Origin of the sequence: Kurthia huakuii LAM0618 (assembly GCF_000505545.1) — a bacterium.
Taxonomy (GTDB): Bacteria; Bacillota; Bacilli; order Bacillales_A; family Planococcaceae; genus Kurthia; species Kurthia huakuii.
On the sequence record NZ_AYTB01000007.1, the window covers coordinates 137,058 to 150,081 of the forward strand.

General features: G+C 40.3%; 15 protein-coding genes. 10 read left to right on the forward strand and 5 right to left on the reverse strand.

The window, feature by feature from the left end; all coding sequences use genetic code 11:
• The first annotated feature begins 77 nt into the window (after positions 1 to 77).
• The 3 genes from V514_RS0102470 to V514_RS20310 all read left to right on the forward strand — a co-directional run bounded on the left by V514_RS0102470 (position 78) and on the right by V514_RS20310 (position 1,654).
• Complete coding sequence (locus V514_RS0102470) at positions 78 to 614, forward strand: TetR family transcriptional regulator (RefSeq protein ID WP_029498112.1); 537 nt, start codon at positions 78 to 80, stop codon at positions 612 to 614.
• 84 nt (positions 615 to 698) lie between these two features.
• The gene (locus V514_RS0102475; RefSeq protein ID WP_029498113.1) at positions 699 to 1,478 is read left to right on the forward strand and encodes an SDR family NAD(P)-dependent oxidoreductase; all 780 of its coding nucleotides are present in this window, start codon (positions 699 to 701) and stop codon (positions 1,476 to 1,478) included.
• A gap of 11 nt (positions 1,479 to 1,489) precedes the next feature.
• Positions 1,490 to 1,654 (forward strand): DUF4175 domain-containing protein, encoded by a 165-nt coding sequence (locus V514_RS20310; RefSeq protein WP_161630161.1) that lies wholly within the window; start codon positions 1,490 to 1,492, stop codon positions 1,652 to 1,654.
• A gap of 41 nt (positions 1,655 to 1,695) precedes the next feature.
• Here V514_RS20310 and V514_RS0102485 read toward each other — a convergent pair whose 3' ends face one another.
• Positions 1,696 to 2,538 carry a TetR/AcrR family transcriptional regulator gene (locus V514_RS0102485; RefSeq protein WP_029498114.1) on the reverse strand — a complete coding sequence of 281 codons (843 nt, stop codon included), beginning with the start codon at positions 2,536 to 2,538 and terminating at the stop codon, positions 1,696 to 1,698.
• Between the two features lie 132 nt (positions 2,539 to 2,670).
• Between V514_RS0102485 and V514_RS0102490 the strand changes: the two genes are divergently transcribed.
• The 4 genes from V514_RS0102490 to V514_RS0102505 all read left to right on the forward strand — a co-directional run bounded on the left by V514_RS0102490 (position 2,671) and on the right by V514_RS0102505 (position 7,266).
• The gene (locus tag V514_RS0102490) at positions 2,671 to 5,805 is read left to right on the forward strand and encodes an efflux RND transporter permease subunit (protein WP_029498115.1); all 3,135 of its coding nucleotides are present in this window, start codon (positions 2,671 to 2,673) and stop codon (positions 5,803 to 5,805) included.
• A gap of 94 nt (positions 5,806 to 5,899) precedes the next feature.
• The gene (locus V514_RS0102495) at positions 5,900 to 6,265 is read left to right on the forward strand and encodes a CidA/LrgA family protein (RefSeq protein WP_029498116.1); all 366 of its coding nucleotides are present in this window, start codon (positions 5,900 to 5,902) and stop codon (positions 6,263 to 6,265) included.
• Positions 6,252 to 6,929: an LrgB family protein gene (locus V514_RS0102500; protein ID WP_029498117.1), complete on the forward strand. Its 678-nt coding sequence runs from the start codon at positions 6,252 to 6,254 to the stop codon at positions 6,927 to 6,929. The genes V514_RS0102495 and V514_RS0102500 overlap by 14 nt, the downstream gene beginning before the upstream one ends.
• A 43-nt stretch (positions 6,930 to 6,972) precedes the next feature.
• Positions 6,973 to 7,266: a UPF0223 family protein gene (locus tag V514_RS0102505; protein WP_029498118.1), complete on the forward strand. Its 294-nt coding sequence runs from the start codon at positions 6,973 to 6,975 to the stop codon at positions 7,264 to 7,266.
• Positions 7,267 to 7,963: 697 nt separating this feature from the next.
• On the opposite strand, the gene V514_RS0102510 is transcribed toward V514_RS0102505, so the two are convergent.
• The gene (locus V514_RS0102510; protein WP_029498119.1) at positions 7,964 to 8,593 is read right to left on the reverse strand and encodes a YktB family protein; all 630 of its coding nucleotides are present in this window, start codon (positions 8,591 to 8,593) and stop codon (positions 7,964 to 7,966) included.
• 142 nt (positions 8,594 to 8,735) lie between these two features.
• Between V514_RS0102510 and V514_RS0102515 the strand changes: the two genes are divergently transcribed.
• Both V514_RS0102515 and V514_RS0102520 read left to right on the forward strand, forming a co-directional pair.
• The gene (locus V514_RS0102515) at positions 8,736 to 8,933 is read left to right on the forward strand and encodes a hypothetical protein (RefSeq protein WP_029498120.1); all 198 of its coding nucleotides are present in this window, start codon (positions 8,736 to 8,738) and stop codon (positions 8,931 to 8,933) included.
• 103 nt (positions 8,934 to 9,036) lie between these two features.
• Positions 9,037 to 9,831 carry an inositol monophosphatase family protein gene (locus tag V514_RS0102520; RefSeq protein WP_029498121.1) on the forward strand — a complete coding sequence of 265 codons (795 nt, stop codon included), beginning with the start codon at positions 9,037 to 9,039 and terminating at the stop codon, positions 9,829 to 9,831.
• Positions 9,832 to 10,016: 185 nt separating this feature from the next.
• Here V514_RS0102520 and V514_RS0102525 read toward each other — a convergent pair whose 3' ends face one another.
• The gene (locus tag V514_RS0102525) at positions 10,017 to 10,202 is read right to left on the reverse strand and encodes a DUF5325 family protein (RefSeq protein WP_029498122.1); all 186 of its coding nucleotides are present in this window, start codon (positions 10,200 to 10,202) and stop codon (positions 10,017 to 10,019) included.
• Between the two features lie 181 nt (positions 10,203 to 10,383).
• On the opposite strand from V514_RS0102525, the gene typA reads away from it, so the two are divergent.
• On the forward strand, positions 10,384 to 12,228 hold the full coding sequence (typA, locus tag V514_RS0102530; protein ID WP_029498124.1) for a translational GTPase TypA: 1,845 nt from the start codon (positions 10,384 to 10,386) through the stop codon (positions 12,226 to 12,228).
• An 84-nt stretch (positions 12,229 to 12,312) separates the two neighbouring features.
• Here typA and V514_RS0102535 read toward each other — a convergent pair whose 3' ends face one another.
• Complete coding sequence (locus tag V514_RS0102535) at positions 12,313 to 12,516, reverse strand: YlaI family protein (RefSeq protein ID WP_029498125.1); 204 nt, start codon at positions 12,514 to 12,516, stop codon at positions 12,313 to 12,315.
• 11 nt (positions 12,517 to 12,527) lie between these two features.
• Positions 12,528 to 13,019: a hypothetical protein gene (locus tag V514_RS0102540; protein ID WP_029498126.1), complete on the reverse strand. Its 492-nt coding sequence runs from the start codon at positions 13,017 to 13,019 to the stop codon at positions 12,528 to 12,530.
• Positions 13,020 to 13,024: the final 5 nt, after the last annotated feature.

Consider the following 13,024-nt stretch of genomic DNA (forward strand, 5'->3'; position numbering starts at 1 on the left):
TTTAGCTAATGTTAGACCCCTCGATAATCGTGTCGAGGGGTTTTTTGTATTATATTATGAATGAAAGGGTGATTCAGGTGCCAACACAAACGACCGACCCACGCGCGATTCGCACGCGTCAATTAATTGTCGATGCTTTCACGCAATTAATTAAAATGAAAAATTTTGGCCAAATTTCAGTGAAGGATATTACTGGGCTTGCAACGATTAATCGTGCGACCTTTTATGCCCATTTCGTCGATAAATATGACTTGCTAGATGTCGTGTTGACCGAGGAAACGAGTGAGGTCATGAAAACGTATTTTACGTGCCAAGAGCCATTGAGCGAAGATTTAATGAAGCGTATGTTTTTGTCAATTGTCGACATTCATCATGCGTTTAATACGCATTGCAGGCGAGGTTATAATACGTTTACGCACATGATTGAGGAAAAAGTGAAAGCGCAATTAGAACGCATTTTTGAAAGTTTACTAGAGGGTCATAAATTGGATGCCATTTTACTAAGTTGGGGCATGTACGGGGCGTATGTAGAGTGGGATACAAACGGCACAGCGCCTGCCGAGGACTATGCACAAAGCGTAGCAAACAAGCTGCTAGAGCTCGTCCCACGCTAAACTGACGAAGTTCGTCCAACGTTCCTTCACAACTTCTCCACGTTCATTTGCTATAATAGAAGCAAACGAAGGAGGAGACTGTACATGCAGCTAGGTTTAGATGGTAAAGTCGCTATGATTACAGGTGGTAGCAAAGGCATCGGACTTCAAACAGCACTACAGTTATCGCAAGAAGGGGCACGCGTCGCTATCTGTGCGCGTGATGCAGTAGGACTTGAACAAGCAAAGCATTATATTTTCAATGAAACGGGCAAAGAAATTTTCACCGTTGTCGCAGATATGACCAATAAGGCGGATTGCGCGCGCTTTGTCGCGGAAACCGTAACGCATTTTGGTCAGCTAGACATTTTGATTAACAATGCAGGAACGGCAGCAGCACACGCCTTTGATGATGTCACCGAGGAGCTTTGGGAACATGATGTTGCATTAAAGGTATTTGCAGCAATCTATACGATGCGTATTGCAGTACCTCATATGAAAACGCGTGGTGGCGCTATCGTCAACGTCACAGCTATTGCCGGTAAAACGCCGGGTGCGCAGTCTCTTCCGACGTCTATGAGTCGCGCAGCAGGGCAAGCGCTTGTGAATGCGACGAGCAAAGATTTAGGCAAATACAATATTCGCGTCAATACGGTATGCATCGGGTTTATTCGTAGCGCGCAAATCGAACAAATTTGGGAACAATTGTATCCAACGTTAACATGGGATGAATTTTCTGCTAAAATGGGCGAGGATATCCCTTTAGGGCGCATCGGACATACGCACGAAGCAGCGAATGTCATTACATTCCTCGTATCCGATGCAGCTTCATATGTGTCAGGTACCGCGGTCAATATTGACGGCGGGAAGGCATCTTCATTATAGGAGGAGATTTTGTGAATACTGGTAAATTGTGGCTAATCTTTATCGTTCTAGCCATTGTTACATTCCTAGCAACATTTTTAACAGCGAAGTTCCAACACCTAGCATTTATTTTAGTGTGGTTGTTAATTGTCGCTGTTGGTTTTGGCTGGACAATCTATAAAAAAGTACGAAGTTAGATAAAAAAAAGCTTGCGGCATCATGCTGCAAGCTCTTTTTGTTATAACGTTTGTTTAATTAATGTGGCGAGCCATTGCAGCTCATTTTCCTGCATTAAAATCGTGGACATGCCCGCTAGTAGTGCTTTACGCGGTTCGTCACGTTGCAGCTCTTCTTTTAAAATAACGAGCGTTTCGTTATAAAATGCATGGTCGTCATATAGTTTAAGACAGCGCTCGATTTCTTCTAATTCAATCGCAATCATTTCAGCAGGTTTAAAATGAAACGGCGATTGGCGATTATTTTCATAGAGTTCTTCTGTTACAAATACCGGCAACGACGCGCTCGCAAGCTGGTCGAGGCATTGCATAATGTGCGCCGCAACAACTGAAAATTGATATGGAATGCGCTTGTTAAAGAAAAATTCCCCAAAGCCTTTGATTAAGCCATTGAAATAAATCGATAAGTCATACACCTTTTCAGCAGGAACCATTGGATAACTATCCTCTAAAAACGTTAAAACATATTTTTCAATTTGTAGACCAAACTGTGAAATATGCTCAAATAACACATCATTCATTGCAGCAGGCTGATTTTGTAAATACATAATAACGAGCGGGGCATGTTGTTCTAACACCGAAAAATTATAGGCGCAGTAGCGCTCTAAACGCTCATGTGAGGAAATATCTTCATCGTTTAGCTGCTGGATATAAACGATGACATCGCGAATAATACTATCGACGATGGCGAGTAGCAACTCATCTTTTGATTTAAATGATAAATAAAAAGCACCTTTGGATATTTTACAAGCCTTTGTAATATCTTCGATGGAAGTTTGCTCAATCCCTTTTGTCGAGAATAACTCTTTGGATTTTTGCAAGATCAATTCTTTTTTCGACATCATTGCATCACAACCTCCCTTTAAAATTGACTTTTGACTATACGGTCATTAATATTAACGTTAGTGACTAGCTGGTCATTATTATAATGAATCATGACCGCTTAGTCAATTTTGTAAAAGAGGCGGTGTTTTACTTTGAATGGCTTTGTCAAGTTTGTCCTGAAGAATAAGCTGGCTGTTTGGCTAATGACGATTATTTTAGCATGTGCAGGCGTTTATTCAGGTCTAAAGATGAAGAGTGAATCAATTCCAGATATTTCGGTACCAATCATTTCGATTGCGACGATTTATCCGGGTGCTACTCCAGAACAGGTGGAGGAAGATATATCGACCCCCTATGAAAAAGCTGTAGCAAACTTAGAAGGTGTTAAGACGGTTTATTCAAATTCATACTCCAATATGTCGAATGTGCAAGTAGAGTTCGATTATAGTACGGATATGAAAGAGGCACGTCAAAACATCAAAGAAGCATTAGAAAAGGTCGAATTACCAGATACGGCGGAAAATCCAACGATTGACCGTCTATCACTCAATGCGTTCCCAGTTGTGGCACTGAGCGTGTCATCAACAGATCAAGACATTGCAGATTTAACGAAAACAGCTGAAGATTATTTACAACCAAAAATCGAGCAATTAGATGGCGTTTCGTCGGTATCGTTATCTGGCCAACAAGTGAAAAAAGTCGAGTTAGAATTCGATGATAAAAAGCTTGCGGCTAATGGTTTAACGCAAGACTCTGTGAAGCAGTTTATTCAAGCGATGGATACAACAGCTCCACTTGGGATGTTTGAGTTTAAAGATTCGGAACAATCGGTTGTTGTCGATGGTAAAATGACAACGCTAAAAGAGCTGAAAAACTTAGAAATCCCCGTACAAGCAAATGCAACTTCTGGACAAGCTGGCGCATCTCAAGCGCAAGGGGCGGACCAAGCAGCTGCAACACCACAAGTACTACAACCAACGACAGTGAAGTTAAAAGACATCGCGAAGCTGAAATTAGTTGGAGAAGTTGAATCGGTTTCTCGTACAAATGGTAAAGATGCCATTGCGGTACAAGTTGTGAAAGCACAAGATGCGAACACAGTCGATGTTGTACAAGAAGTTAAAGATGCTGCCAAAGCGTTTGAAAAAGAAAATCCCGATGTCAAAATCGACATTACATTAGACCAAGGGGAACCAATCGAAAAATCAGTGAATACGATGCTCGAAAAGGCATTGTTCGGTGCTTTAGCAGCGGTTGTTATCATTATGCTATTCCTGCGTAATATTCGTTCAACGATTATTTCGATTATCTCGATTCCGCTGTCATTATTAATCGCCGTTATCTTCTTAAAAGAAATGGATATTACGCTGAATATGATGACGCTTGGTGCGATGACCGTAGCGATTGGACGTGTTATCGATGACTCGATTGTCGTCGTCGAAAACATCTATCGTCGCTTGTATTCAAAAGACGAAAAATTAAGTGGTCGCGCATTAATTCGTGAAGCAACACTTGAAATGTTCCGCCCGATTTTAGCATCTACAATCGTTACAGTAGCAGTATTCTTACCAATCGGTTTAGTAGGTGGCATGGTCGGCGAATTATTCTTACCATTCGCACTTACAATGGGCTTTGCGCTATTTGCATCATTACTAGTAGCAATTACCGTTGTACCAGTATTAGCACACACATTGTTCAAAAAGGAACTTTACAAAGAGCCTGCAGAACGTGCACATAAAAAAGAAGAACATGGCAAAATGGCACGCGGCTACAAACGTGCACTGAAATGGATATTAGACCATAAATGGGTAACATCAATTGGTGCTGTGGCGCTGCTTGTAGGGAGTCTATTCTTAGCGCCATTAGTAGGATTCAGCTTCCTACCAGATGATGAACAAAAAATGGCTTATTTAACGTATACACCAGAGCCAGGTCAAACGCGTGACCAAGCTGTAAAAGATATTGAAAAAGCTGAAAAAATCATTAAAGATGCACCGGATGTTCAAACAATCCAATCATCTATTGGCGGTTCAAACCCGATGATGGGTGGCGGCGGTAACGGTGGGTTAGTGTATATTATTTATGACCCAGATACCGAGAACTTTGCCGATAAGAAAACAACTTTAGTAAAAGAAATTCAAGCAATTGATGTACCAGGTGAATGGAAAGAACAAAACTTCTCTGGGTCATCAAATAGCGAATTATCATATTCTGTCTATGGTAATACAATCGAAGACATGCGTCCGGTTATTAAAGACATGGAAGCTGCAATGAAGAAGCATGATGATTTAAAAGATATTAAATCATCGTTATCTGAAGAGTATGATGAAAAAACATTAGTCGTCGATCAAAAACGTGCGAATGAGCTTGGCTTAACAACCGGCCAAATCGCGATGGCTATCAACCCGAATGTTCAAGCTACGACATTAACAACTGTTAAAGAAGATGGCAAAACAATCGATGTTGAACTCAAAACAGCTACAACAAGCCCAGATACATTCAAAAAAGTATTAGCTGAAAAAATTACAACGCCAACAGGTCAAAAAGTGAAATTAAGCGAAGTAGTCGATGTGAAAAATGACAAAACGCAAACAGAAATTTCACGTAGCGGCGGTAAATACTACGCAACGGTGACAGCAACCGTAACGGCGAAAGATATTACTGGCGTTGGTTCAGAAGTACAACAACAAATTGATAAAATCGATACGCCAAATGGTGTCACAATTGACGCTGGTGGTGTAACTGAAGATATCGCCAGTACGTTCTCTCAACTTGGTCTTGCGATTGCCGCAGCCATTGCGATTGTTTATTTCGTACTCGTTGTGACATTCGGTGAAGGTCTTGCACCATTCTCTATTTTATTCTCATTACCATTTACCGTCATCGGTGCGCTTGTCGCATTATGGATTGCCGGTGAAACAATTAGTGTATCTTCGCTCATTGGGGTCTTAATGCTCGTTGGTATCGTTGTGACGAACGCCATCGTATTAGTGGACCGTATCATCCATATGGAACATGACGGTTTATCCTTACGAGAAGCGATTCTTGAAGCGGGAGCAACACGTTTACGCCCAATCTTAATGACAGCGATTGCGACAATTGCAGCATTAATTCCACTAGCAATCGGTGGCGAGGGCGCTGGTCTTATTTCAAAAGGGATGGGTATTACTGTAATCGGTGGTTTAATTAGTTCGACAGTATTAACATTAATTGTCGTGCCACTTGTTTACGAGCTGCTTTCTAAATTATTGAAAAAAGATCGTGCACACGAAAATAAAGACATTTAGCAATTTGAAAGAAGCTAGGATTCAGTTCCTTAGCTTCTTTTTTTGACGCATTGAGGTATTTAAATATACAATTGTTGGAAAAGGTGGTGCTAAAATGAAATATTTGCTTATTGTTGTTCAAATTTTTGTGCTGTATGCATTTTGTTGGGTCGGAACAGTGCTCGTTACTTGGCTACATATGCCGTTACCCGGTAGCATTATTGGTTTGCTGTTACTATTAGGATGTTTATTGAGTGGAATTGTGCCAGCAAAATTTGTGAAAGAAGGTGCAGGTTTTTTATTACCAATTTTAACGTTGCTGTTTATTCCAGCAACAGTTGGCATTATGAACTACCCACAATTGCTGTCGGGCTATGGGGTCGTACTCGTTATTATCGTGACCGCCAGCACGCTTATTACGTTCATTTTAACCGGTAAGCTTGCACGTCGAATGGAGGGGAAGGTAGATGATTGCAATTAGTTTTATTGCGCTGACAGTTGGGATTTTTATGTTTATGACGTGGTTGTATAAGCGTTCAGGTATTTCATTTTTATTTCCAATTTTAACGTCAACAATCGTCTTAATCGTTATGCTAGTAGTGCTAAATATACCGTATAGTACATATATGGAAGGCGGAAAATTTATTAACTGGTTACTCGGACCCGCCGTTGTTGCGATGGCCTATCCACTTTACACACAGTGGGACACGATTATGAAAAATCGTAAAATTATTTTGAGTTGTGTCGCGGTTGCCATGATAACGGGCATGATTACCGTCTTGCTGATGGCATGGCTCGTAAATTTAGAAGATGAGGTGATGTTGAGCTATTTACCAAAATCGATCACATCACCCGTCGCGCTACAAATTAGTGCAACAATTGGTGGCATTCCACAATTTACGGTGTTTTTCGTTATCGTTGCCGGCATTGTTGGGGCAGTTTGCGGACCATTGTGCTATCGTTTGTTCCACATTGATACACCTGTCAGCCGTGGCGTATCGATGGGGAGCGCTTCTCACGGTATTGGCGTCAGCAAGTTAACAGAATACGGTGAGCAAACATTATCGATTGGCTCGGTATCGATGACGTTGAGTGCCATTTTAGGTGCGCTTCTTTGCCCGCTTGTTGCTTGGTTGCTCTTTTAACGTGTACAATAGCGATACAACGTAAAAAAAGGTAGGGAATTGTATGGAATATTCATATCCATTTTCATTAGAATGGTCATCACAAGAAATCGTCGACGTCATCGCATTTTTCCAAGCGATTGAAAAAGCGTACGAAAAAGGCGTGAAGCGTGAGGAAGTACTAGAAGCATACCGTCGCTTCAAGGAAATTGTACCAGCGATGTCTGAAGAAAAAACATATTGTCGCGAATTTGAACAAGAAAGTGGCTACACGGCGTATCGCATTGTGAAAAAAGCGAAAGAGGCGCCAGCGAAAGCAATTATTAAAGGTGAGCTTCAAGGAAAGCAACGTAAATAGGCGATGCGTAAATTCGGCATGGATCATTTCATCATGACATGTCGAATTTTTTTTGAGCTGTCAGAAATTGCTTATGACGCCGAGGAGCGGGGTTTTGATACAACATATTTTTAATTAAGCGACAGCTGTAGTGGAAATAGACTAGATAGCTTGTAGTTATTTGCACAAAAAAATAGAGAAACGCAAATAACTATGAAAGATATCGTAGAAATATACAATTACTTAGTAATAAATTTTTTATAAAACATGCAAAAATAGCCCTTTAGAGGCTGATTTTGGCCTGTCTTTTATCGTTTTTGGGCTAAAATCGTCTTGCTAAAAGTGCGTTAATAGAAAAAATAGTGAAAAATCACGCTGCGTGATGATCAACGCTACTTACGATGGATTAATAAATGTTATTTGGCCCAAAAGTTAGCAAAATAGTGTGAAAAATGAGTTGTAACGGGCCTTTTTTGTTGGATTTTTAAAAGTTGGAGTAACAACTTATCGTAAAAAATCATTGATGTTTAATAATGATTTGCTGTTTGTAACGTTGCGCACAAATCATTATTAATTTTAAGGGCCTTATGTCTTAATAGTGACGCATATTCAAAAATATGTTGTATCGAAAACACGCTATTTGAGCTGATGAGCGATTTCTGAATGCTAAAAAGCCACAGCTCGTTGAATATTCAACGAGCTGTGGCCTAAGTGCTAATTAGCGATTGAACATGGCATTGTAAATTGGTAGTAGTGCATCGAATGTTTCTTCGACAACGTTATTAAAAGCTGTAGGTAAAAGTCCAATCGTTTCTTCACGTGATAACGTACGTCCAACAATAAATTCACCTTTTTTAACAGTTTGTAGACGCGTTAATAATTTCTCAATGTCGCGTTTTTCAATCGCTTCAGTAATATTTTGCGTGACAGGTGACATATGGTCGCCTGCTACATAGAAATTTTTTGGTAGTGCATGAAAGAGTTCAGGTTGTGCTAATAGGCGAGCAGCCATATCATTTTTTTGTGGCGCTTCATAAATGACAGCTAGGTTAATAAATAAATGACTTTCAAAAAGGCCAATTTGGAAATGGGGCATCGCTTTGTAGCCACGTTTATTTGGTGCGAAGGCTACCCAGCTATCATGCGGTGGATTGACGGTGCGGCGAGCATGTTTAGCAACGTGCGCAAAAAATTCTTCGCCAAGTTCGACAGTGAAGTAATGTGCGAATGTATCGCCTAGTTCGTTAAATTTGGGGCGCACTTGATTAATTAGTGCTTCCATACGCGGTTCTAAACCATCGATTGTAAAAACGTCAAAATCTTGATTTGTCCATTGAACAGTTGTCATAAAAAAATTCCTCCAAAAATAATTATAGGTTTATTTTAGATGAAATACGGGAAAATTTCTTGTACAAGAGCTTAGCAACGTTTAGAACATGCAAAAGTTAAAAAAGTTCTTGATGACCGCCTACTTTAAGGAGATGATCAAGATGAAACAAGTTATGAATATTGTACGCAAAACGGATTTTGAACGTAAATATGTGAATGGCCTAAAGCTCGAGTTAGACTACGAATTAGCAACGTTATTTGATGCGATGAATGCTCATGATGATAAGCAAATCGCGATTAGCAAGGCACGATTGAGTGAAATTCACTCAGAATTGGAGGCTCTGCATGCGCTGGCTTAAAAATCGTCTAAAAATTGACCTATAAGACACCTAGCTATCGAAGTGAGTAGCGGGTGTTTTTTTGTTATACTAAAAGAAAAGTGACTGAGAAGGGGTGGCGTTGATGGACATACAGGCAGTGCATGATTATACGGTAACAATCATTAAAGAAGCGGGGGAGCGCATTCGTAAGTCGTTTTTTGAAACGATGCAAATTGAAATAAAGTCGGGTGCTAATGATTTAGTGACGAACATCGATAAAGAAACAGAAGCATTTCTTGTGAAAAAAATTCGTGCCTATGATGCAACGTTTCGCATTTTAGGTGAAGAGGGAATGGCTCAGGAACAAATAACCTCACTCGATGGTGTTGTTTGGATGGTCGACCCAATCGATGGCACGATGAATTTTGTACGCCAACATCGCAATTTTGCCATTTCGATTGGTATTTATGTTGATGGAATCGGGCAAGCGGGATACATATATGATGTTGTGGCCGATGAACTGTATTATGCGCTTAAAGGACAGGGTGCGTATGTGAACGGGCAACGTTTGAGCCCACTTGAAGCATTACCATTAAATGAGGCAATTGTTGGAATGAATGCAGTGTGGGCAACCCCAAACCCGCACGTTGAACATGAGGGCATTATTCAATTGATTCGTACATTGCGTGGGACGCGTTCACTTGGCTCTGCAACGCTTGAAATTGTGGCGGTTGCAACGGGGCGTATGGATGCGTATTTATCGCTTCGTTTGTCGCCGTGGGATATTGCAGCAGGCATTATTATTGCAAATGAAGTCGGTGCCGTTTCGAGTACGCTGGATTGTCGCGACGTGAATTTGCTAACACAAGATACATTTGTCGTTGCGAACCCAAGTATTCATAAAAAACTTGTAGGCGATTACATTACGCTAAAATAAACGACTGAAGACGTTGCTAGGAAATGATGGTAACGTCTTTTTTTATATTTTTTTGTAAAAAGTTGAGCAACTCTATTGTATAAAAAGGCTTGTCAGTGCTACTATAAAACTTGTGAAAAATGTTGGCGACCTATAATGTATTAAAAAAATGCACATTCGCTTGGAATGTGCATCTTTTTAAAAGATTATAGTAGACCGCGTTCACGGAATTTGCGTTTTAGGCTGAATGCGTATCCGAACACTGCGAATACAAGCACGATGCCAAGGATTACGCCAAAGACGCTTTTTTCAGCAACTGAGATGCCAATTGAACACATCGAAAGAACACCTGCAAGTGCAAGGACCGACATAACTAATTTTGCTTTATTCATTTTAGTGAAACCTCCAATTGTGGATTCTTCCTTTATTGTGGAACGAAAAACGTTTTTTCGCAAGGTTTTCGGAGTATAATTTATAAAAAAATGACACGAGCCATAAAAAATCGCCAAATAGAACGAATTGTGCTATAATAGCACAGTTATGGACTCGAAATAAAAAAAGTGGAGTGGAACAATGACTAACTTACGTGAAGATTTAAGAAACATTGCAATTATTGCCCACGTCGACCATGGTAAAACAACTTTAGTCGACCAATTATTAAAACAATCAGGTACATTCCGTTCAAACGAACATGTTGAAGAACGCGCAATGGACTCTAATGACATCGAACGTGAACGCGGTATTACAATTTTAGCTAAAAATACTGCTGTACATTACGGTGATACAAAAATTAACATCCTTGATACACCTGGACACGCCGATTTTGGTGGTGAAGTAGAACGTATCTTAAAAATGGTTGATGGCGTACTACTAGTTGTCGATGCATACGAAGGTTGTATGCCACAAACTCGTTTCGTACTGAAAAAAGCTTTAGAACAAGGCTTAACACCAATCGTAGTAGTAAACAAAGTCGATAAAGACTCAGCTCGTCCAGAAGAAGTAGTCGATGAAGTATTAGACTTATTAATCGAACTTGGCGCAGACGAAGATCAATTAGACTTCCCAGTAGTATACGCTTCAGGCGTAAACGGTACGGCATCTCTTGATCCAAACCCAGCGAACCAAGAAGAAAACATGAAATGCTTATTTGAAAAAGTAATCGAACACATTCCAGCACCAGCTGATACACGCGACGAACCATTACAATTCCAAGTAGCATTACTTGATTATAATGACTTCGTAGGTCGTATTGGTATCGGTCGCGTATTCCGCGGTAAAATCCACGTTGGTCAATCTGTATCACTTTCTAAATTAGATGGTACTGTGAAAAACTTCCGTGTAACAAAAATCTTCGGTTTCTTCGGTTTAAAACGTGAAGAAATCCAAGAAGCATACTCAGGTGACTTAATCGCCGTTTCAGGTATGGAAGAAATCAACGTTGGTGAAACAGTTTGTCCACAAGACCACGTAGATCCACTACCACCAATGCGTATTGACGAACCAACATTACAAATGACGTTCTTAGTAAACAACTCTCCATTTGCAGGTCGCGAAGGTAAATGGATCACATCTCGTAAAGTTGAAGAACGTTTACTATCTCAATTACAAACGGACGTATCTTTACGCGTAGAACCAACTGATTCTCCAGATGCATGGACTGTATCTGGTCGTGGTGAACTTCACCTTTCTATCTTAGTTGAAAACATGCGTCGTGAAGGTTTTGAATTACAAGTATCAAAACCAAAAGTTATCATCCGCGAAATCGACGGTGTGAAATCTGAACCAATCGAACGCGTTCAAATTGACGTACCAGAAGATGCTGTAGGTTCTGTTATTGAATCTTTAGGTGAACGTAAAGGTGAAATGCTAGATATGGTTAACGAAGGCAATGGCCAAGTTAAATTAGTATTCATGGTACCAGCACGTGGCTTAATTGGGTACACAACTGAATTCATGTCTTTAACTAAAGGTTTCGGTATTCTTAACCACACATTCGACTCTTACCAACCAGTTGTTTCTGGTCGTGTAGGTGGCCGTCGTAACGGTGCTTTAGTATCTATGGAAACTGGTAAAGCAACGACTTACGGTATGATGCAAATCGAAGACCGTGGTACATTATTCATTGAACCAGGTACTGAAATTTACGAAGGTATGGTTGTAGGTCAAAACACTCGTGACAACGATATCACAGTAAACGTAACAAAAATGAAAGCTAAAACAAACGTTCGTTCTTCTAACAAAGACCAAACAAACGTAATCAAAACGCCAAAAATCTTAACTCTTGAAGAAGCGTTAGAATTCTTAGATGATGATGAGTACTTAGAAGTAACTCCAGAATCAATTCGTTTACGTAAACAAATCTTAAACAAAAACGAACGTGAAAAAGTTTCGAAAAAACACCGCGCTGCAGATAAATAATTTGTCGCGTTAAAAGGTCTAGCCGATGCTAGGCCTTTTTTGATGCATAAAAAAAAGAACCGCATAAAGCGATCCTTTTCGTGCTTAAAATTCTTCTTCTACGCTATGATTGCCTCGTCGAAACTCGAAATGACCTGTTGCAAGGCGTTGTAGCGTTTTTTCGGTTACGCGCTCGTAGCATTCATCGCACATATACGTGTGAATTGGGCGATTGCGTAACTTTTTGGCTTCCGGCGAGAAGTCCGGAATATTATGGATTTCATCACAAATAACGCATTGTACGCGCATGTAACTGCCTCCTAACGTACGTCGATGCGAACGATTCCTTGAATTGGCTCGTTTTTACCATCGGCGTCTAAGATGTATACAGGGCCATTTTCAAGCATGCTACCGTCTTGGCTGAATTTGAATAGTAATGTATTCGCTTGTTCTAATGAATAAGCATATTCAGTACCTTGTGCATCGATAAAGACAGCTTGTGTTGCTTCGGCTTTTGGCTGTGCATTTTTTAAAAATGGTGCGACCGCAATCGCAAAAGTCCCTGTGCGCATTTCTTTGTGCGTATATTTTTTTTCTGTTTGTAGTGTCGGAGGGAATACGGCGCCTTCCATAATTTCACGAGACCAGAATTTCCCTGCCTCTTCGACGTATTTTTCATCGGCATCTACAGCGATGTGTTCTTCTGTAAAGTATGTGTTTAAATCAACTTTACGGTCGTCGAAAATCCATGTGCTGGCATCGAGCGTGATCGCAAAATTGACGTTTCCTGTAACTTGGATAATAGTGTCCATTGTTG